Source organism: Leifsonia sp. NPDC077715 (assembly GCF_040686855.1).
GTDB lineage: Bacteria > Actinomycetota > Actinomycetes > Actinomycetales > Microbacteriaceae > Leifsonia.
On sequence record NZ_JBFBOG010000002.1, the window covers coordinates 172365 to 191078 of the forward strand.

Here is an 18714-nt window from a genome sequence, read left to right on the forward strand (position 1 = left end):
CCTCCCTTCACCACCGCTGTTCTCCCTGCGATGCTGGGGGAGTCGGAGGGAGACGGCAGTGGACGACAACGCGTTCTTCGAGCGGGCGATCCTCGCGCACGCGGCGGGACCGGACGACGAGGATGCGGTGCGGCGGCTCCGCGAGGAGTTCACGGCCGACGAGTTCGCGGCGTGGGAGGAAGCGGCTCGTTCGGAGCATCCGGTCGTGGTGGCGGTGGAGCACGACGACCTCGCGGACCGCTATGTGGCGGAGTTCGGCGAGTTCGGAATCCGCGGCGCGTCGCCGGACTCGTACGAGGCGGCCATCGCCGACCTGGTCGGACGCGTGCGTGCCTGGGCCACGGAGCTGGGGGACGACGGCTCGCGCCTCGGCGCGACTCCGGAGCTCTCCGCACTGGTGAAGCAGCTCTCCGGGCTCGACGACGACGCGCTCCGTACGTACCTCCTGGTGCGCGTCTCGTTCGACCGCGGCGGGCTCAGCTTCCGGCTGGCCGACTTCGTCGAGGAGGACGGGACGACCACGCAGCGCGCCGTCCCGTTCGCGGACGGCCAGCCGCCGGCCGAGATCGAACTGCCCGTGGACGGCAGGAGGAAGCTGTACCAGTCGAGCACCCGCGGCGACCGGGTCGCGTTCTCGCCGGTGGGGGCGGGGCCCAGCATCGCCGACACGCTCCGCCAGGAGGAGCCGACGGGCGACCTGCGCGCGGACTTCCCCCAGCAGGGCTTCGGCCCGGAGGAGCGCGAGTTCCGGACGCGATGAGAGAACAGACGAGCGCGTACACCCGTTGACAGCTGGTCCGCCGTCCGGTTCTATCGCAGGGACCCTGTGGAGGAGGTAGCGGGTGACGACGGCCGAGCTGGACGCGCAGGACCTTGCCCACGCGATCGAGACGGACCAGCTGCGCATCCACGTGCAGCCGCAGATCGACCTCTCCACCGAGCGCGTCGTCGCCGTCGAAGGACTGAGCCGCTGGACGCATCCCGCCCTTGGCCCGATACCGCCCGCGGAGTTCGTGGCGCTCGCCGAGTCGACCGGCCTCATCCACGACCTCGGGCTCTTCGCGCTGCGCGAGTGCTGCCGCATCGGCCGGGAGTGGCGTGAGCGCGGATTCGACCTCGCTGTCGCCGTGAACGTCTCGCCGCTGCAGCTGCAGACGGACCGCTTCTTCGACGAGCTGGAACGCCAGCTCGGCGACTCGGGGCTGGCGCCTGCCGACCTCATCGTCGAGGTGACGGAGGCCGAGCGGATCGCCGACTACGGGACGGTCGCCGGGCGCCTCGACATCATCCAGCAGTGGGGCGTGACCGTCTCCATCGACGACTTCGGCTCGGGGCACTCCTCCATCGAGCGAGCGGTCGCCGTTCGCGCGCGCGAGTTGAAGATCGACCGGGCGCTCGTGGCGTCCGGCGACTGGGCCCAGGTGGCCGACGCCGTCTCGCTCGCCCACGACGGCGGCATGCGCGTGGTCGCCGAAGGCATCGAGACCGCCGAGCAGCTGCAGCGGGTGCGTGAGGCGGGCTGCGACCGGGGGCAGGGATACTTCATCGCCCGGCCGAGTTCACCTGATGAATTCATTGCCTGGTTGCAATCATTCGTAGGCTAGGTTTATGTGACCACCCGCCATCAGCGGTCCGGCCTCCTGAAGGGAATGACGAGCGGTGCGCCCCATTACTGCGGACGACCTGCCCTGCGCCCTTGTGGAGTTGGATGCAGAAGGCAGGATCGTCGATTCCAATGACCTCTTCCGTCAGTGGACGGGATTGTCGCCCGACGAACTGAGCGGGCGGCCGTACGCGTCGCTGCGCCAGCGGATCGTCGGGATCGGCGGCCGTTCGGAGAGTCTTGTTCGTCTGGCGAACATCGACGGGACGTCCCGCGCCGTGATGGCCAGCAGCCGCACGGTCGACGGGCGTGATGTGGTCGTCCTCGTCGACGCGAGCGAGCGGGCCGAGCACGAGCGCGAGATGCTGCAGTCGCAGGTGCTGCAGGAACGTACCCGTAACCGGCTCCAGCTCATCATCGACTCCTCGATCGCGTTCTCCGGCGCCACGACGGAGCAGGAGCTGGTCGACATCCTCGTGACGACCGTCGCAAAGGCGTACCAGGCGGAACAGGCGGCGGTCTTCCTCCTCGATGACTTCGGGGCCTTCACGCAGGCAGGCGGCAGCAATCCCCTTCTCGCGGTCGAAGATGCCGCTCCCCTCGTCGCACAGGCGTCGAGCCTGCAGAGCGTGATGACCATCAGCGGCACGACGGCTGCCGACGAGGTCACCCCCGTCCTCGGCCATGCCATGCGCGACGCCGGCGTGGATGCCGTCCTCGTCGCGCCGATCCAGCACGACGACGTGCTGTTCGGGGTCTTCGTGGCGTTCTTCCTCCACCCGCGCCAGTTCGACTCCGAGGCAGCCCCTCTGGCCGACGCTCTCGCCGGTCAGGCGGCGCAGGCGATCACGACCCTCCGCCTGCAGCGGCAGCTCGAGCACGCCGCGATGCACGACGAGACCACGGGCCTCCCGAACCGGCGCCGACTGGAGACGCAGCTGCTCGAGTACGCCCGGGCCACGCCCGCCCTCATCGCCACGCTGTTCATCGACCTGGACGGCTTCAAGCGCGTCAACGACAACCTGGGCCACCACGTCGGCGACCTCCTGCTGAGGGAGGTCGGATTCCGGCTGCAGACCACGGTCAGGACCGAAGACCTCGTCGCACGATACGGCGGCGACGAGTTCGTCGTCGTCTGCGAAGTGCCCGAGCTGGGCGCCGCCGAAGAGGTGGCGGACCGCATCCGTCAGGCCATCGAGCAGCCGTTCACCGACCTGCCCGACGGCTTCCCGATCAGCGCGAGCATCGGGATGTCGATCGCGCGCACCGAGGACCCGGGCTGGAACCCGGACCGGCTCATCCGCGAGGCCGACCACGCGATGTACGCCGCGAAGAACGCGGGCGGCAACCGCGTGGTCGGCACCTCGGTCGGCTAGTCCCGGTCCGCGTTCTCGCGCACCTTCCGGGACTCGTCGATCAGCTTCTCTTCCTTCTGCTCCGACTTCTCGCTGAGCTTCGTGTCGCGCGGCGGCAGCTGGATGGTCTCCTCGGCCTCCATGCCGGCCTGCAGCTCGCGGCCGCGCTCGGTCTCGGCGTCGAACTCCGCGCCGAACAGCAGCGCGATATTCGCGATCCACAACCAGAGCAGGAAGACGATCACGCCCGCCAGCGGTCCATACGTCTTCTCGTAGTTGGCGAACGTCGCGACGTAGAACGCGAAGAGGAAGGTCGCGATCGCCAGCACGACGATCGCGATCACCGCTCCCATGCTGATCCAGCGGAACTTGGGCTGCTTGGAGTTCGGGGTCGCGTAGTAGAGCACAGCGATGATGACCACCACGATGATCAGCATGAGCGGCCACTTGGCGATCTCCCACGCGACGCGGACGCCCGAGCCGAGGCCGAGGGCGTTCCCGACGGCCGTCGTCACAGGACCGGTGACGACCAGCATCAGCGCGACGATCGTCACGAGCACCAGCGTGATGACGGTGACGAGCAGCTGCTGCGGCTTCAGCTTCCAGAACGGCCGGCCCTCGTCGATCTCGTAGATCCGGTTCATGGCCCGCGAGAAGGCGCCGACGTAGCCGGAGGCCGACCAGATCGCCAGCACGATGCCGAAGACGAGCGCGAAGCCGGAAGCCGGTGAGTTCACGGCGTTCTGGATGGGGCCCTCGAGCAGCTTCGCCGTCGAGCCCGGGGCGACCTGCGTGACGATCCCCATGAGCGCCGTCGTCGCCGACGTGCCCTGTCCGAAGATGCCGAGAAGGGAGACCAGTGCGATCAGGCCGGGGAACAGCGACAGCACGCCGTAGTACGTCAGGGACGCAGCGATGTCGGTGCACTTGTCGGTGCTGAACTCGCGGAGGGTGCGCTTGAACACCAGCTTCCACGAGGGCTTGTCGAGGTGCTGAGGTCTGTCGGGCTTCCGGTCGTCCTCAGGGGCGGGGGCATCGGCCAGTCTCTTGCTGGCGCCGATATCGCTCATGGGTGGGTCCTCTCTTAACAGGGAAACGCGGCGGAAGGTCCGGGGGGATGGCCTTCCGCCGCGCGATTCAGGGGATGCGGGCTACTGGTCCGACTGCAGCCGCTGTCCCGATTCCTTGGCCTCGTCGGCGACCTCGCTCGCGCGGTCGGTGGCCTCGTCCTTGACGGTGGCCACCCCCTCCTGCGCGGTCTCCTTCACCGACTGGACGGCCTCCTGGGCCGGCTCCTTCATGTCGTTCGCGACCTGCTTGCCCACCTCGGCGGCCTCCTGGAGGAGCGGCTGCGCGGCGTCCTTGGCGGATGCGGCCAGCTCCTTCTCCTTGCTGCTCGCCGGGATGAGGGACGCCACCAGGGCGCCGACGCCGAAGGCGATGAGCCCGACGGCGAGCGGGTTGCCCTGCGCCTTGTTCACGACGGTACGGCCGGCGTCGGCGACGGTGCTGCCGGCGTCGGAGACGGCGCCGTGCACATTGCTCGACACGTCGTCCGCCGTGCCCATCACGCGGTCGGTGACGGAGTGCCAGGCGCCTTTGACCTTACGGGCCTGGCGGTCCACGATCTTGCTGGGGGTGACCTTGTCGGCCAGGGCGTCCACATCACCGCTCAGGTTGCGGCGGGTGGCTTCGATTTCGGCGCGGATCACGTCCGGGTCGTCGCTCATCGGTTCTCTCCGTTCGGTTTCAGTGTCGGGGGGATTTCCTTGACCGTCTCGACGGTCTGCGGGGCGCCTTTCACGGCCGCCAGCTGCTTACGCCCGACCAGGTACAGGACGAGCGCGACGATGGCCCAGATGATCGCGACGATCACGCCGGACCAGGCGTTGCCCACCAGGTAGCCGAGCGCCCACCAGAGGGCGATCGACAGGAAGAACACCGCCATGAGGCCGGCGTATCCGGCGCCGCCGAGCAGCCCTGCGCCCTTTCCGGCGCGGGTGGCGGTCTGCCGGATCTCGGCCTTGGCGAGTTCCATCTCCTGGCGGATCAGGGTGGAGAGGTCACGACTGACCTCTCCGAGGAGTTCGCCCAGCGAACTGTTCGCTGCGCGTTCCTCTGCGGGACTCGGCTGGTCGGTCATGCCCGGCCTCCGGTGTACCCGGCGCCGGGGATCTCCGGGAGGTCGGTGCCGGCGCCGTCGTCGTACAGGTCGTCGTCGCCCAGGGCGCCGCCGGTTCCGCCGACGCCGGCCGTGCCTGCGGCGTAGCCCACGTCGCTGCCGGAGTATCCGCTGGCGGTGCCGGTTGTGCCCGTGGTGCCGGTGGTGCCGGTGTACGACGTGCCGGTGCTCGAGGAGCCGCTGCTGCCGCTCGAGGAGTCGTCACCGCCGCTGGCGAGGGCGCGGGTCAGGCGACCCGCTAGAGCGCCGGCGATCGCGGCCGCGGCGATGAACGTGCCGGGGTTACGCCGTGCGTACGACTTCACCTCGTTGAGCAGCGAGCCCGGGTCGCGCTGGTCGAGCCAGCCCGCGACCGAGTGGGCGCGCTGTGCGGCCTGGCGCACCAGGTCGGTGGCGATGCCGCCCTGCTGGGTCGAGGAGGCCATCTGATCCAGCTCGTCGCCGACGGAGTGGAGGCCGCTGGCGACCCGCTCCTGCTGCTGGGCGGCCTGATCACGCAGCTCCCGCTGCGTCCGGTGGTAGAGCTCTCTGGCCTGGGACTTCGCCTCACCGGCGACATTCTTGGCCTGCTCCTTCGCGGTGCCGGCGACGTCCTTGCCGGCCTGCTTCGCCGTTTCCGTGACGCGGCCCGCTTCTTCCTTGACGCTGCCGCCTTGACCGCCGGTGGAGCTCGTGCTCGTGCCCCCGGTGGTCCCGGCCGTGCCTTCAGGCAGCACCGTCTCCGGCAGACCGGCCTCCGGGTCCAGCGCGTCGCGCCTGCTGTCGAAGATCGGTGTGTCCGCGGACTGGTCGTCTGACATGGTCATGACTGACGTTTCCTTTCGGTGGTGTGTCCGGTTGGGATGTGCGGCCCACTGAAGACACCCGGTGGAGGCGGGTCCAGAGATTGACACGGCACTCGCTCGGGGGGTACCTGTGCGCGCAGGTGCGCCTTCCTGAGCTTGGGGCTAGCGTGTGGCGCATGGACGCCGTGGACTGGTTGCTCGATTCCGACCCTGCGATCCGCTGGCAGGCGCTCCGGGACCTGACCGATGCGACACCCGCGGAGGTCGCGGCCGAACGGGCCCGGATCCCGCACGAGGGCTGGGGAAGGACCCTCCTCGGGGAGCAGGCCGAGGACGGTCTCTGGGACGGCGGCACCTACCGGCCCGGGTGGATCTCGCCGGAGCGCGACGGCTTCGACGCCTGGAGCGGGACGCACTTCACGCTCCAGCAGCTGGTCGATTTCGGGCTGGATCCGGAGAGCCCGGAGGCGCGGACCGCGGTCGGGCGGGTCCGTGAAAATGTTCGCTGGGAGCACGCCGGCGAGCCGTACTTCGAGGGCGAGACCGAACCGTGCATCAACGGAGTCACCCTCACCATCGCGTCCTACTTCGGCGAAGGCGGTGACACGATCGCCCGGACGCTGGTCGATTCACGGCTGGACGACGGCGGCTGGAACTGCTGGGCCGAGTACGGGGCGCGCGTGTCGTCCTATCACTCCACGATCTGCGCGGTGGAGGGCCTGCGCGACTGGCAACGGGCCGGCGGCGACGATCCGCAGGTGGAGGAGGTCGCCCGCGCCGGCGAGGAGTACCTGCTCGAGCGCGGGCTCTACCGCCGGCTGTCGGACGGCTCCGTCCCCGATCCGCGGATGACGATGCTGTCGTATCCGGTGCGCTGGTACCACGACGTGCTGCGCGGGCTCGAGCACTTCCGGCGGCTGGACCGGCGCGATCCCCGGCTCGCGGATGCGGTCGAGCTGGTCCGCGGCGAGGCGGACGCCGAGGGGCGTTGGGTGCTCGAGAACCTGCACGAGGGCTCGGTGATCGTCGAGTTCGAGATGGAGGGCTTCCCGAGCCCGTGGATCACCCTCCGGGCGCTGCGCGTGCTGCGGTGGTGGGACGCCGCCTGACGGTCACGGCGCGACGGCCGTGAGGTCGTCGAACGAGACCGTCACCGGCGCGTTGGCGACGCCGCCCGACAGGTACCCGGTGAAGGCCAGGCCGCCGGCGCCCTGGAGAGCGGCGGTGCTGTCGCTCGCGGACCGCTGCCAGGCGGCCGGCTCCGTCGTGCCGTCGACCCAGACCTTCATCTGCACCAGGGTCGGGGACGTGCCGGTCGTCTGCACCCGCACGTCCAGCCGTGTGCCCGCAGTGTACGTGAGGCCCAAGGTGGTCCCGGCTTGCACCGTGACCTCGTTCCCGCCGTTCTGATCCAGCCGGACGAGCTGGACGGTGACCTTGCCGGCGGACGAGATGATGACCTTGCCCGCGTACGATCCCGCCGTCGCGATGCGCCGGCCCTGGAGGGTGAGGTAGACGCTGCCGGACGAGGGCAGCTTGTCGACCGCGACGGTCGTCCGCAGGTCGATGCCCGTGGCGCTGACGCCCGCCAGCCGTCCCGTGCTGCTCGTGCCGGCCGGGAGGGAGAGCTTGGCCGTGCCGCCGCTCACCGAGAACAGGCTCGAGATACCGGCCACCGTCCAGGCTCCGCCTGTCGGAGCCGTTCCCCAGCCGTTCGTCACCGTGCGCTCGAACGGGTCGGCCGCCAGGGTGCTCGGCGGAGGCGGAGGTGCTGTCGGACTGACGCTGCGCGTGGTCGTCGCCGTCGCCCCGGCGTCGTCCGTCACCGTCAGTCGAGCCGTGTACGTGCCCGGCGCGGCGTACGTGTGGGAGGCGGTGACGCCGGTGCCCGTCGAGCCGTCGCCGTAGTCCCAGGCATAGGACCCGATGGTGCCGTCCGGATCGCTGGACCCGCTTCCGTCGAAGGAGCAGGCGAGGTCGGTGCACGACGTCGTGAAGGAGGCGTTCGGCGGTTGATTGCCGGCCGGCGGTGGACCGATGACGAAGCTGTCGGAGTAGGCGGCGCCTGCCGTGCGCACGAAGTTCGCGTTGAGCTGGGTCGACGTGGCGGTCACGTCGAGCAGCCCCCACAGCGGTGCCGCGCTGCTGCCGTAGGCCGTGGCGAAGTAGCCCGCCTCACTGTCGTTGGGGTTGATGTCGTAGTTGGTGTTGCCGCCCGTGCCGACGGTGGCGAAGACCGTGCCGGCGCCCTTCGTCAGGGTATTGCCCGCATTCGCGACGCATCCGGCGGCGTAGACCCCCGGGGTGATGGACGCGCATCCGCCTCCGGTCGCGAGCTGCTTGGTGCGCTGGTACAGGTGTTCATGCCCGGAGAGCACGAGGTCGACCCGCTTGGAGACGAGTAGGTTGAGGAGGTCGGAGCCGGGGTCGCACGCGTACTGGCCCATCGTGAGGCAGGGCTTGTGCATGCCGACGACGACCCACGGGACGTTGGCGGCGCGGGCGCCGTCGATCGCGTTCTGGGTCCAGGTGTAGTGGCTGGTCCCGCTGGCGTAGGTCCAGGTGCCGTCGGAGAACGGCAGGCCGGGGGAGATCATGATGAACCGGACCAGGGGCGCTCCCTGGGGCACGTCGACGTAGTACTCGCGACCATACGTGCCGACTGCTCCCGGCAACTGGTTGGGCAGGCAGGCGGAGAAGTCGTTGATGTTGCCGTTCTGCCCGTTGCTCTCGTGGTTGCCGGAGACCAGCTCGAACGGGAAGCCGGCTCCGACCGTGCGCGTGACGAAGTCGCACCATGCCTGCTCCTGTCCCGTCGTCCCATAGGAGAGGTCTCCGAGGGCGAGGTTCAGGTCCGGAGCCGCGTTCTTGATGCCGGTGAGCACCGACTGCGCGGACGACGCGGACGCGTAGTCGCCCGCCGCGGTGAAGTGCACGCTCGCGGCTCCCGGAGCGATGCCCTGCACGCTCTGGGGCACGCCGAGCGTCAGCACGAGCACGGCGGCCGCCGTCCCGGCGACCGCAAGGACGCGATGTCTGGTCATCGCCGGCCTCCTCCGGCCCGGCCTCCGCCTGGCCTTCGGGCACAGGCTAGTGCGTCGTCCCGATATGCGCGAGTAGAAACTGAGGTCTTGTCACCGAACGGCGTAGTGCAGACCGACCGCCCCGCGCGCGAACCGGCGCTCGTCGAGCAGCTCGAGGTCGAGACGCAGACCGACGGGCAACGCCGGCGTGCCTCCGCCGACCGAGACGGGGGAGAGGAACAGCCACACCTCGTCCACCAGTCCGGCGGCGAAAGCCTCGGTCGCCAGTGTCGGGCCGCCGATCGAGACATCCCGCTCGGAGTCCTCGACGAGATGCCGCACCTCGTCCGCGTCGAAGCGCTGCAGCACTCGCGTCCGCGGCGTCGTCGCCTCGGCCAGCGACGACGAGTACACGACCTTGTCCGCGTCCTGCCAGATCGCGGCGTACTCCGCGTAGACCCCGTCGTCCTCTGTTAGCGGCGGATCCTGCCAGAAGCGCATGGTCTCGTACATCCGCCGGCCGTAGAGATAGGTGCCGATCCCGCGCTCGAGATCGTTGACGAACGCGTGCAGCTCCGGTTCGGGCTCGGCCCAGTCGAAGGAGCCGGACGCATCCACGGTGTAGCCGTCGAGCGAGGCGATGGCGGAGAAGATCAGGCGTCCCATGCCGCGACTCTAGGGCCGCGTGCGCGCGGCGGCCAGCCTCAGCCGAGCTGCGGCAGGAGCGCCCGCAGCGTCCGGAACTCATCGTCGAAGACCCACGGCAGGGCGATGTTCAACACGAGCCCGATCCCGATGGTCAGCAGCGCGAGACCGGTCGCCACGAGCAGCAGCGTGACCGCCAGCTGGAGGTACGGGTTCCCGGTGACGGCGGCGAGCAGCCCCCGCGCTCGCCGCCGCACCGGTTCCGACGGCGATGCGAGCGTCGGTGCGGTTCGCACTCCGTGGCCCAGCGTCGTCATCGGTCTCCCCCTTCACGTCGAGGCCGGGGCGGATGCCCCGGCCGACGTCTCCGAGTCAACCGCGGGAGCACGTGGCGGGGCATCGACCGGAGGTCGGGGGAGGGTCATCCCGTGGGATGATCTGCGCGGCGTGTCAGACGGGCGTGACGGTGCACCCGCAGCCGTGGGCCGGCTCCGGGATGCGGTCCTCCGCACCGGCCAGCCGGCGCGCCAGGAGGTCGCGGCGCCGCTCCAACTGAGCGATGGCCGCATCCAGCTCCGCGAGGCCGTCCCGGTACGCGTCCCGGGAGGCCGGGCACTCGTCGCTGTGGGCGTGGCCGGACCCGAGGCAGTCGATGAAGGGCCGCGCCTTCCCCGGCGGGATGCCCGTCGCCGCCAGCTCCCGGATCTCGCGGACCACCCGCAGGTGGTCGTCGCCGTACTCGCGGTAGCCGTTGCCGAGTCGCGCGGGGGAGACGAGCCCGAGCCGTTCGTAGTAGCGCACGGCCTTGACCGTCACCCCGGCCTGTTCGGCCAGTTCGCTGATGCGCATGTCGCCCTCCGCCGTCAGCGTAGACCCTGACCCCCGGGTCAGGCTCCAGCGGGCTCCGGGATCCGCGCCGCGGCCGAGATGATCGTGTGGAGGCTGTTGCGCAGTTCGGCCAGCTCGGCCTGCGGCAGCCCCAGGCGCTCGACGATGCGGCCCGGGATCTTCTCCGCCTCGGCCCGCAGCGCCCGGCCGCGCTCGGTCAGTCTGACCTCCAGGGCCCGCTCGTCGGCGGCACTGCGCTTGCGCTCGACATAGCCGATGGCCTCCAGCCGCTTGAGCAGCGGTGACAGGGTCGCGGGCTCGAGCGCCAGCGTGTCGCTCAGGTTCTTGACCGACCGGGGCTCCTGCTCCCAGAGGGCGAGCATCACGAGATACTGCGGATGCGTCAGGGACAGCGGCTCGAGCACCGGCCGGTACAGGGCGATGACGCTCCGGGCCGCCACGGCGAGACCGAAGCACACCTGATTCTCGAGGGCGAGGACGTCGTCTGACACCCGGCCATTGTAGGGGCGCGACTCAGTACTCATCGGTGGTGCGCTCGACCCGCTCGCCCGTGGCCGGGTCGATGGTCTCGCGCCGCACCGTGGTCCGCGGCCGGCGCCGGAGGGCGAACGCCAGCGAGATCACGAACACGACGAGTCCCGCGCCCATGAGGATGTATCCGGTCACCTTGAGGTCGATCCAGCTGACTTCCACCTGCAGGGCGAAGGCCAGGATGAGACCGACGACGAAGATGAAGATGCCGCTCCCGATGCCCATGCGTCACGCTCCTTCACGTCCGTGGGCTCAAGCTACTCCCTGGACGCCGGGGCGCGCACCACACCGGCCGCGGATCACTCGGCGCGCGAGAACTCCGAGGCGCGGGCGACCTGCTCGGGCGTCAGAGCGACGCCGGTGTAGCGCTCGAACTGCCGCGCCGCCTGCAGCGCGATCACCTCGGCACCGGTGATGACCGGGGTGCCCGCCGCTCGGGCGGCCGTGATCAGCGGTGTCTCGGAGGGGAAGGCGACGACGTCGAACACGGTCGCGGCCCGGTCGATGAACGGCTGCGCGAAGGCGAGCTCGGACTCGTGATCGCCGCGCATCCCGAGCGGGGTGACGTTGACGATGACGTCGAAGTCGGGCTCCGGGTCGTCCTGCACCCAGCGGTAGTCGTAGCGCTCGGCGAGGGCGGGGCCCGCGTCCGCGTTGCGGGCCAGCACGGTGAGGTCGTCGAAGCCCGCGCCGCGGAATGCCGCGACGACGGCCTTGGCCATCCCGCCCGACCCGCGCACGAGCACGCTCTGTCCGGGGTCGACCTCGTGCTCGGCGAGCAGCTGAGCCACCGCTTCGTAGTCGGTGTTGGATGCGGTGAGGAACCCGTCCTCGTTGACGACGGTGTTGACCGACTCGATCGCGACCGCCGACGCCTCCAGGTTGTCGACCAGCGGGATGATCGCCTCCTTGAACGGCATCGAGACCGAGCACCCGCGGATGCCGAGCGCCCGGATGCCGCGCACGGCGCCGTCCAGGTCGTCGGTGGTGAACGCTTTGTAGACGAAGTTCAGGCCGAGCTCGTCGTACAGGAAGTTGTGGAACCGCGTACCGATGTTGCTGGGACGGCCGGCCAGCGAGATGCAGACCTGCATGTCCTTGTTCAGGATAGGCATGCTCCCATCATCGCAGGGAGCTAGCCCTCCGCTCCGGCGACGATCGTCCCGATGCCGAGCGCCGCGAGGATTCCGGCGGAGGTCCGCTCCAGGGCGCGGGTCACGCGCGGGCGGCGCAGCCAGGCGATCATGCGGGAGGCGAGCAGCGCGACCGCGATGAGGTACAGCATGCCGATGAGCCCGTCGATCGCCCCGAGGAGCAGGGTCTCGCCGAAGCTCGCGTGCGCCGAGACGAACTGAGGCACCACCGCGATGAAGAACAGGCCGACCTTCGGGTTGAGCATGGTGGACAGCATCCCGGCGAGCAGGCTCGATGACGACCGGCGCCGCGGGGCGGGCAGCTCGGCGGCGACCTCTCCCTCGGCGCGGCGCGCCTGCCGGCGGCTGGCGATGAACGCCGAGACGCCCAGGTACAAGAGGTAGAGACCGCCCGCGATCTTGACGATGCGGAAGACCTCGGCCGACTGCTCCAGCAGCGCGGCCAGCCCGAACCCGACCACCGCCGCCCACACCAGCGACCCGATGGCCGTCCCCGCCGCCGCGGCGATGCCGTCTCGCGCCCGGCCCATGCTGTATCGCAGCACGAGGAAGGTGTCGGGCCCGGGCGTCAACGCGAGCACCAGGCAGAGCCCGCCGAAGGCCAGCAGCGAGAGGATGGTCATGAGGAAGATCATAGGGATCGGCGTGTGACCTGATCGCGGGGTGGACGATTGCGTTCACAGCTTGACTCCAACACGTCGATCGTTCACGCTTATCGTCATGACCGCCACTCAGGGGCTGATCCCCCGTGGCGCACGCAACCCCGGGTCGCAAGGCGCCCTGCGGCATCTGAATCAGGAGCGACTCGTCGAGTTCCTTCTGGCACACGGACCGTCGACCCAGGCAGAGCTGGCGCGCGGGACCGGCCTGTCCACCGCCACCGTGTCCAACATCGTCCGCGACATGGCGGCGAAGGGCGTCGTCGCGACCAGTCCGGTGACGTCGAGCGGCCGCCGAGCCTTGCTGGTGCAGTTGACCGACACCGGCGACATCGCGGTCGGCGTGGACTTCGGGCGGCGGCACGTGCGCATCGTCCTCTCCACGCTCGGCTACGACGTGATCGCGGAGGAGCAGGTCGCGCTCGAGCCCGGCTACGACGTGGTCGGCGCCGTCGGGGAGGCGGCGCGGCTGCTCGACCGGATGCTGGCCGACGGCGGCCACGACCGGGAGTCCGTCCTCGCCGTGGGCGTCGGCATCCCCGGGCCGATCGACCGGCGGACCGGCACCGTGCTGCAGGGTGCGATCCTTCCCGAGTGGGTGGGGATCACGCGGCGCGAGCTGGAGGATGTGTTCGGCTTCCCGGTCGTCGTGGACAACGACGCCAACCTGGGCGCGCTCGCCGAGGTCACCTGGGGCGCGAACCGAGGGGAACGCAATCTCATCTTCGTCAAGATCGGCACCGGGATCGGCGCCGGCCTCATCCTGAACGGCCAGCCGTATTACGGGTTCCTCGGCATCACGGGCGAGCTGGGGCACACGCCGGTCGCGGAGCACGGCGTGATCTGCCGCTGCGGCAACCGGGGCTGCCTCGAGACGGTCGCCTCCACCAGCGTCATGCTGGAATCGCTCGGTCACGGCACGGGCGGCGGCCTGACGACCTCCGACATCCTGCGCCGCGGCCTGGCTCAGGACCCGGCGGTTCTGCGCGTGGTGAGCGATGCGGGCACCGCCATCGGCCAGGCCATCGGCAACATCGCCAACGTCATCAACCCCGAGCTCGTGCTGATCGGCGGTCCGCTGGTGGGTCTCGGGGATGCGCTGCTCGACCCGATCCGGCGCGGGATCCAGCACAACGCGCTGCCGATCATCGCCGGAACCACGTCCGTGCGCGTGTCGTCGCTGGGCGACCGGGCCGAGTCGCTGGGCGCCGCGGCCATCGTGATCCAAGGCGCGCTCGCCGGTAACGACTGACTGTTATCGCATCGTTGTCTTCACTATTTGACGACAAGTGAGAACATAGCGTTTACTACTTAGGCACATCCATTACCGAGCTCGAACAGGAGCGACGATGCCGTCGAACGCAGTCATCCTCGAGATGCGCGAGATCACCAAGGAGTTCCCTGGTGTGAAAGCCCTGGAGGATGTCTCCCTCACCGTGCACGCCGACGAGATCCACGCGATCTGCGGCGAGAACGGCGCGGGGAAGTCCACCCTCATGAAGGTCCTCTCCGGCGTCTACCCGTACGGCACGTACTCCGGCGACATCGTCTACCAGGGCGAGGTGGTGCGCTTCAAGGACATCAAGTCCAGCGAGCACCAGGGCATCGTGATCATCCACCAGGAGCTCGCGCTGATCCCCGAGCTCTCGATCACCGAGAACATCTTCCTCGGCAACGAGCCGGGCCGCGGTGGCGTGATCGACTGGCAGGAGGCGAAGACCCGCGCCGTCGAGCTCCTGGCCCGCGTCGGCCTGAGCGACGACCCCGACACGCAGATCAAGAACATCGGCGTCGGCAAGCAGCAGCTGGTCGAGATCGCGAAGGCGCTCAACAAGAACGTCAAGCTGCTCATCCTCGACGAGCCGACCGCCGCGCTGAACGAGGCCGAGTCGCAGCACCTCCTCGACCTCATCGTCGGGCTCAAGGGCCGCGGCGTCAGCTCCATCATCATCAGCCACAAGCTCAACGAGATCGAGCAGATCGCCGACCAGATCACGATCATCCGCGACGGCCACTCCATCGAGACGCTCGACGTCAAGGCGGACGGCGTCGACGAGGACCGCATCATCCGCGGGATGGTCGGCCGCACGCTCGAGAGCCGCTACCCGGAGCGCACGCCGAACATCGGCGAGACCTTCTTCGAGGTGCGCGACTGGGTCGTCCAGCACCCGCAGATCCCCGAGCGCCTGGTCGTCAAGAACTCCAGCTTCTACGTGCGCCGCGGCGAGATCGTCGGCTTCGCGGGCCTCATGGGCGCCGGCCGCACCGAGCTCGCGATGAGCGTCTTCGGCCACTCCTACGGCAACTGGATCTCGGGCGAGATCTACAAGGACGGCCACAAGATCGAGGTGCGCAACGTCTCCGAGGCCATCGACAACGGCATGGCCTACGTGAGCGAGGACCGCAAGGTGCTCGGCCTCAACCTGCTCGACGACATCAAGCAGTCGGTCGTCGCCGCCAAGCTCAAGAAGATCGCCAAGCGCGGCGTGGTCGACGACCTGCAGGAGTACGCGGTCGCCGACGAGTACCGCAAGCGTCTTCGCATCCGCACGCCCGATGTCAACCGCGGCGTGAGCACCCTGTCCGGCGGGAACCAGCAGAAGGTCGTCCTGGCCAAGTGGATGTTCACCGACCCGGACATCCTGATCCTGGACGAGCCCACGCGCGGCATCGACGTCGGCGCCAAGTTCGAGATCTACGGGATCATCCAGCAGCTGGCCGCACAGGGGAAGGGCGTCATCGTCATCTCCTCCGAGCTGCCCGAACTGCTCGGCATCTCCGACCGCATCTACACGATCTTCGAGGGTCAGATCACCGCCGACTTCCCGATCGCGGAAGCGACCCCCGAGACGCTCCTGAAAAGCATGACATCCGCCAAGAAGAGGGTGACCCGATAACCATGACCACGCAGATCGCAGAGAAGAAGAAGTCCGGAGGAATCCGCGACCTCGGCATGATGTTCGGCGGCGGCCAGTCCACCGGACGCCAGTTCGGCATCCTGGGCGCGCTCGTCGTCATCATCCTGCTGTTCGAGATCCTGACCGGCGGCAAGACCCTCGAGCCGGTCAACCTGATCAACCTCGTCAACCAGAACGTCTACGTCCTGATCCTGGCGATCGGCATGGTCATGGTGATCATCGCGGGCCACATCGACCTGTCGGTCGGCTCGGTCGCGGCGCTCGTCGGAATCATCGTCGCCAAGGCGATGAACGACTGGAATGTCCCGTGGCCGCTCGCCATCGTGCTCGGCCTGGTCGTCGGTGTCATCATCGGCGCGTGGCAGGGCTGGTGGGTCGCTTATGTCGGCGTCCCCGCGTTCATCGTGACCCTGGCCGGCATGCTCATCTTCCGCGGCCTCAACCAGCTGATCGGAAACGCGAACACCATCCCGGTGCCGGACGGCTACACGTACATCGGCGGCGGCTTCCTCCCCGAGTGGGGCCCGAACACGGGCTTCAACAACTCCACCCTGCTGCTCGGCCTGATCATCGCGGTCGTCATCGCGCTGATGGAGGTCCGCACGCGCCGCAAGCAGACCAAGATGGGCTCCGAGAAGGCGCCGCTCTGGGTCAGCGTCTTCAAGGTGGTCATCCTCGACGCCGTCGTCGTCTACGCCGCCGTGCTCTTCGGCAGCGGCCGCGTCGGCACCTCGTTCCCCGTCGCCGGTGTCATCCTCGGCGTGCTGATCATCCTGTACTCGTTCATCACGCGGAACACGATCTTCGGTCGTCACATCTACGCGGTCGGCGGCAACTCGCACGCCGCGGAGCTGTCCGGCGTCAAGATCCGCCGGATCAACTTCTTCGTCATGATGAACATGTCGGTGCTCGCCGCGCTGGCCGGCATGATCGCCGTCGCCCGCTCGGTCTCCTCCGGCCCGCAGGACGGTCTCGGCTGGGAGCTCGACGCGATCGCCGCCGTGTTCATCGGTGGTGCCGCGGTCTCTGGCGGTATCGGTACCGTCGCCGGCTCCATCATCGGTGGTCTGGTCATCGCCGTCCTGAATAACGGCCTCCAGCTGCTCGGCGTCACCTCCGACAAGGTCCAGATCATCAAGGGCCTGGTCCTGCTCATCGCGGTCGGCATCGACGTCTACTCCAAGCGCCGCGGCGGTCCCTCGCTCATCGGCAGGATGTTCAACCGCGACAAGACGCAGCGCATCGACGCCGCGGCCGAAGAAAAGCCCGCTGTCGTTCCGACCGGCGACCAGGCCGAGGACTCCTCGAGATCCCTCACCTCGTAGGCCCCTTTCGCTTCACCTCCACCCTGCAACACCCCCACACACAGAGAAAGTAGATTGCAATGCGCAAAATCGCACTCGCGACAGTGGCCGTCGCTGCTGCCGCCGCGCTCGCCCTGACCGGCTGCTCCGGCAGCGGCCGTGGTTCGAGCGGTGACTCCACCGCCTCGGGCTTCGACAAGGGAGCCACCATCGGCGTCGCCCTCCCGACCAAGACGTCGGAGAACTGGGTTCTCGCCGGTGGCCTCTTCGAGGACGGCCTCAAGTCGGCCGGCTTCAAGGGCGACGTGCAGTACGCCGGTGGCTCGGGCGTCTCCGACCAGCAGTCGCAGATCCAGTCGATGATCACCAACGGCGCCAAGGTCGTCATCATCGGCGCCGTCGACGGTGGCCAGCTCGCCGCGCAGGCCAAGGCCGCGCACGACGCCGGCGCGACCGTCATCGCGTACGACCGCCTCATCCTCAACACGAACGACGTCGACTACTACGTCGCGTACGACAACGAGAAGGTCGGCGAGCTGCAGGGTCAGGCCCTGCTCGACGGCATGAAGGCCAAGTACCCGGGCAAGACCAAGTACAACATCGAGCTGTTCTCGGGCTCGCCCGACGACGCCAACTCGAAGGTGTTCTTCGACGGCGCCATGAAGATCCTGCAGCCGAAGATCGACGACGGCACGCTGACGGTCGTCTCCAAGCAGACCGACATCAAGCAGACCTCCACCCAGGGCTGGCTGCCGGCGAACGCGCAGACCCGCATGGACACCCTGCTCGCCGCCAACTACGGCTCGACCGAGCTCGACGGCGTCCTGTCGCCGAACGACACCCTGGCCCGCGCCATCATCACCTCGGTGAAGGGCGCCGGCAAGCCGGTCCCGATCGTCACCGGTCAGGACTCGGAGGCCGAGTCGGTCAAGTCCATCATGGCGGGCGAGCAGTACTCGACCATCAACAAGGACACCCGCAACCTGGTCAAGCAGGCGATCACCATGGTCGAGGACCTGCAGAAGGGCAAGAAGCCCGAGGTCAACGACGACAAGTCGTACGACAACGGCAAGAAGGTCGTCCCGGCCTACCTGCTGAAGCCGGTCATCGTCACCAAGGAGAACGCGGCCGAGGCGTACGCCAACGACCCGACCCTGGAGCCGCTGACCAAGTAACTCCCGTTCGCACCCTCGTGTGAACAATGAAAGGGCCCGGAGCGAGATCGCTCCGGGCCCTTTCCCGATCCGTCCCCCGACTGGATCGGTCCCCCTGGCCGAGACACTGACAGGTTAGGGGCGCCGGGCCGGCTGCGGCATCCGGGCCAGCACGGATTCAGGAGTGCGGCGAAGCGCAGCCCGGTAGTAGCGCACCAGTTCGGCGGCCGCCGGGCGCTGGGCCGCCATCGCCCCCGCGTCGGTACGCCGGGCGGCGAGGTGGTGGCGCCAGGACTCCGCGGCGCAGCGGTGGTCCCACGCGACGGCGGCCGCCGCCTCCAGCGTCCGGCACCATCCGATGAGTTCGCGGCCCTCAGAGGACGGGGCCCAGGTGACCACCCGGAACCAGATGTCGGGTCGGTTCTGGTCGCCGAACGCGAACCGCCGGATCACGCCGTAGGGCGTGCCGAGCGCTCCCTGGCGGAGCAGCCACTCGGTGGGCTGCGCATTCGCCACCGGGTGCCAGGATGCGCTCACGGCGTCACGTTACGG

The 18714-nt window shown here is 69.0% G+C and carries 21 protein-coding genes; 8 read left to right on the forward strand and 13 right to left on the reverse strand.

Annotated features, from left to right (window positions below; translation table 11 throughout):
• Positions 1-58 precede the first annotated feature (58 nt).
• The 3 genes from AB0P25_RS07740 to AB0P25_RS07750 all read left to right on the forward strand — a co-directional run bounded on the left by AB0P25_RS07740 (position 59) and on the right by AB0P25_RS07750 (position 2979).
• Positions 59-760 (forward strand): hypothetical protein, encoded by a 702-nt coding sequence (locus tag AB0P25_RS07740; protein ID WP_363806444.1) that lies wholly within the window; start codon positions 59-61, stop codon positions 758-760.
• 82 nt (positions 761-842) lie between these two features.
• Positions 843-1604, forward strand: coding sequence for an EAL domain-containing protein (locus tag AB0P25_RS07745; protein WP_363806445.1), 762 nt, complete (start codon positions 843-845; stop codon positions 1602-1604).
• Between the two features lie 55 nt (positions 1605-1659).
• Entirely contained in the window at positions 1660-2979 is a 1320-nt protein-coding gene (locus AB0P25_RS07750) for a diguanylate cyclase (RefSeq protein ID WP_363806446.1), read from the forward strand.
• On the opposite strand, the gene AB0P25_RS07755 is transcribed toward AB0P25_RS07750, so the two are convergent.
• The 4 genes from AB0P25_RS07755 to AB0P25_RS07770 all read right to left on the reverse strand — a co-directional run bounded on the left by AB0P25_RS07755 (position 2976) and on the right by AB0P25_RS07770 (position 5946).
• Positions 2976-4028 (reverse strand): YihY/virulence factor BrkB family protein, encoded by a 1053-nt coding sequence (locus AB0P25_RS07755; RefSeq protein WP_363806447.1) that lies wholly within the window; start codon positions 4026-4028, stop codon positions 2976-2978. The genes AB0P25_RS07750 and AB0P25_RS07755 overlap by 4 nt on opposite strands.
• Before the next feature lie 81 nt (positions 4029-4109).
• Complete coding sequence (locus AB0P25_RS07760) at positions 4110-4688, reverse strand: DUF3618 domain-containing protein (RefSeq protein ID WP_363806448.1); 579 nt, start codon at positions 4686-4688, stop codon at positions 4110-4112.
• A complete protein-coding gene (locus AB0P25_RS07765; protein WP_363806449.1) occupies positions 4685-5101 on the reverse strand; it encodes a phage holin family protein in 417 nt (138 codons plus the stop codon). Before AB0P25_RS07765 ends, AB0P25_RS07760 begins: the two co-directional genes overlap by 4 nt.
• Positions 5098-5946 (reverse strand): hypothetical protein, encoded by an 849-nt coding sequence (locus AB0P25_RS07770; protein ID WP_363806450.1) that lies wholly within the window; start codon positions 5944-5946, stop codon positions 5098-5100. Before AB0P25_RS07770 ends, AB0P25_RS07765 begins: the two co-directional genes overlap by 4 nt.
• Positions 5947-6101: 155 nt before the next feature.
• On the opposite strand from AB0P25_RS07770, the gene AB0P25_RS07775 reads away from it, so the two are divergent.
• On the forward strand, positions 6102-7034 hold the full coding sequence (locus tag AB0P25_RS07775; protein ID WP_363806451.1) for a hypothetical protein: 933 nt from the start codon (positions 6102-6104) through the stop codon (positions 7032-7034).
• A gap of 3 nt (positions 7035-7037) precedes the next feature.
• Here AB0P25_RS07775 and AB0P25_RS07780 read toward each other — a convergent pair whose 3' ends face one another.
• The 8 genes from AB0P25_RS07780 to AB0P25_RS07815 all read right to left on the reverse strand — a co-directional run bounded on the left by AB0P25_RS07780 (position 7038) and on the right by AB0P25_RS07815 (position 12750).
• Positions 7038-8969 (reverse strand): PKD domain-containing protein, encoded by a 1932-nt coding sequence (locus tag AB0P25_RS07780; protein WP_363806452.1) that lies wholly within the window; start codon positions 8967-8969, stop codon positions 7038-7040.
• 90 nt (positions 8970-9059) lie between these two features.
• Positions 9060-9614 (reverse strand): dihydrofolate reductase family protein, encoded by a 555-nt coding sequence (locus AB0P25_RS07785; RefSeq protein WP_363806453.1) that lies wholly within the window; start codon positions 9612-9614, stop codon positions 9060-9062.
• Between the two features lie 38 nt (positions 9615-9652).
• Positions 9653-9910: a hypothetical protein gene (locus AB0P25_RS07790; protein WP_363806455.1), complete on the reverse strand. Its 258-nt coding sequence runs from the start codon at positions 9908-9910 to the stop codon at positions 9653-9655.
• 133 nt (positions 9911-10043) lie between these two features.
• Positions 10044-10442 (reverse strand): MerR family transcriptional regulator, encoded by a 399-nt coding sequence (locus AB0P25_RS07795; protein ID WP_363806456.1) that lies wholly within the window; start codon positions 10440-10442, stop codon positions 10044-10046.
• A gap of 38 nt (positions 10443-10480) precedes the next feature.
• Positions 10481-10933: a MarR family transcriptional regulator gene (locus tag AB0P25_RS07800; protein WP_363806457.1), complete on the reverse strand. Its 453-nt coding sequence runs from the start codon at positions 10931-10933 to the stop codon at positions 10481-10483.
• 22 nt (positions 10934-10955) lie between these two features.
• Positions 10956-11198 carry a DUF6458 family protein gene (locus tag AB0P25_RS07805; protein WP_064110497.1) on the reverse strand — a complete coding sequence of 81 codons (243 nt, stop codon included), beginning with the start codon at positions 11196-11198 and terminating at the stop codon, positions 10956-10958.
• Between the two features lie 74 nt (positions 11199-11272).
• A complete protein-coding gene (locus tag AB0P25_RS07810) occupies positions 11273-12088 on the reverse strand; it encodes a shikimate 5-dehydrogenase (protein ID WP_363806458.1) in 816 nt (271 codons plus the stop codon).
• A 20-nt stretch (positions 12089-12108) separates the two neighbouring features.
• A complete protein-coding gene (locus AB0P25_RS07815; protein ID WP_363806460.1) occupies positions 12109-12750 on the reverse strand; it encodes a LysE family translocator in 642 nt (213 codons plus the stop codon).
• A gap of 97 nt (positions 12751-12847) precedes the next feature.
• Here AB0P25_RS07815 and AB0P25_RS07820 point away from each other — a divergent pair, with 97 nt between their 5' ends.
• From AB0P25_RS07820 to AB0P25_RS07835, 4 genes are all read left to right on the forward strand, one after another.
• Positions 12848-14038, forward strand: a complete 1191-nt coding sequence (locus tag AB0P25_RS07820) for an ROK family transcriptional regulator (RefSeq protein WP_363806462.1) — start codon at positions 12848-12850, stop codon at positions 14036-14038.
• A 97-nt stretch (positions 14039-14135) separates the two neighbouring features.
• A complete protein-coding gene (mmsA, locus tag AB0P25_RS07825) occupies positions 14136-15683 on the forward strand; it encodes a multiple monosaccharide ABC transporter ATP-binding protein (protein WP_363806464.1) in 1548 nt (515 codons plus the stop codon).
• Between the two features lie 2 nt (positions 15684-15685).
• Positions 15686-17029, forward strand: a complete 1344-nt coding sequence (gene mmsB / locus AB0P25_RS07830) for a multiple monosaccharide ABC transporter permease (protein WP_363806467.1) — start codon at positions 15686-15688, stop codon at positions 17027-17029.
• A 59-nt stretch (positions 17030-17088) separates the two neighbouring features.
• Positions 17089-18183, forward strand: coding sequence for a sugar-binding protein (locus tag AB0P25_RS07835; RefSeq protein WP_363806470.1), 1095 nt, complete (start codon positions 17089-17091; stop codon positions 18181-18183).
• Between the two features lie 114 nt (positions 18184-18297).
• Here the strand turns inward: AB0P25_RS07835 and AB0P25_RS07840 are convergent, their stop codons facing one another.
• Complete coding sequence (locus tag AB0P25_RS07840; RefSeq protein WP_363806471.1) at positions 18298-18699, reverse strand: hypothetical protein; 402 nt, start codon at positions 18697-18699, stop codon at positions 18298-18300.
• Between the last annotated feature and the right edge of the window lie 15 nt (positions 18700-18714).

Bases quoted from the DNA above. Each gene is read 5' to 3' on its own strand.
- AB0P25_RS07755 (WP_363806447.1), bottom strand. From the start codon at position 4,028: ATGAGCGATATCGGCGCCAGCAAGAGACTGGCCGATGCCCCCGCCCCT.
- AB0P25_RS07760 (WP_363806448.1), bottom strand. From the start codon at position 4,688: ATGAGCGACGACCCGGACGTGATCCGCGCCGAAATCGAAGCCACCCGC.
- AB0P25_RS07765 (WP_363806449.1), bottom strand. From the start codon at position 5,101: ATGACCGACCAGCCGAGTCCCGCAGAGGAACGCGCAGCGAACAGTTCG.
- AB0P25_RS07770 (WP_363806450.1), bottom strand. From the start codon at position 5,946: ATGACCATGTCAGACGACCAGTCCGCGGACACACCGATCTTCGACAGC.
- AB0P25_RS07775 (WP_363806451.1), top strand. From the start codon at position 6,102: ATGGACGCCGTGGACTGGTTGCTCGATTCCGACCCTGCGATCCGCTGG.
- AB0P25_RS07780 (WP_363806452.1), bottom strand. From the start codon at position 8,969: ATGACCAGACATCGCGTCCTTGCGGTCGCCGGGACGGCGGCCGCCGTG.
- AB0P25_RS07785 (WP_363806453.1), bottom strand. From the start codon at position 9,614: ATGGGACGCCTGATCTTCTCCGCCATCGCCTCGCTCGACGGCTACACC.
- AB0P25_RS07790 (WP_363806455.1), bottom strand. From the start codon at position 9,910: ATGACGACGCTGGGCCACGGAGTGCGAACCGCACCGACGCTCGCATCG.
- AB0P25_RS07795 (WP_363806456.1), bottom strand. From the start codon at position 10,442: ATGCGCATCAGCGAACTGGCCGAACAGGCCGGGGTGACGGTCAAGGCC.
- AB0P25_RS07805 (WP_064110497.1), bottom strand. From the start codon at position 11,198: ATGGGCATCGGGAGCGGCATCTTCATCTTCGTCGTCGGTCTCATCCTG.
- AB0P25_RS07810 (WP_363806458.1), bottom strand. From the start codon at position 12,088: ATGCCTATCCTGAACAAGGACATGCAGGTCTGCATCTCGCTGGCCGGC.
- AB0P25_RS07815 (WP_363806460.1), bottom strand. From the start codon at position 12,750: ATGACCATCCTCTCGCTGCTGGCCTTCGGCGGGCTCTGCCTGGTGCTC.
- AB0P25_RS07820 (WP_363806462.1), top strand. From the start codon at position 12,848: ATGACCGCCACTCAGGGGCTGATCCCCCGTGGCGCACGCAACCCCGGG.
- mmsA (WP_363806464.1), top strand. From the start codon at position 14,136: ATGCCGTCGAACGCAGTCATCCTCGAGATGCGCGAGATCACCAAGGAG.
- mmsB (WP_363806467.1), top strand. From the start codon at position 15,686: ATGACCACGCAGATCGCAGAGAAGAAGAAGTCCGGAGGAATCCGCGAC.
- AB0P25_RS07835 (WP_363806470.1), top strand. From the start codon at position 17,089: ATGCGCAAAATCGCACTCGCGACAGTGGCCGTCGCTGCTGCCGCCGCG.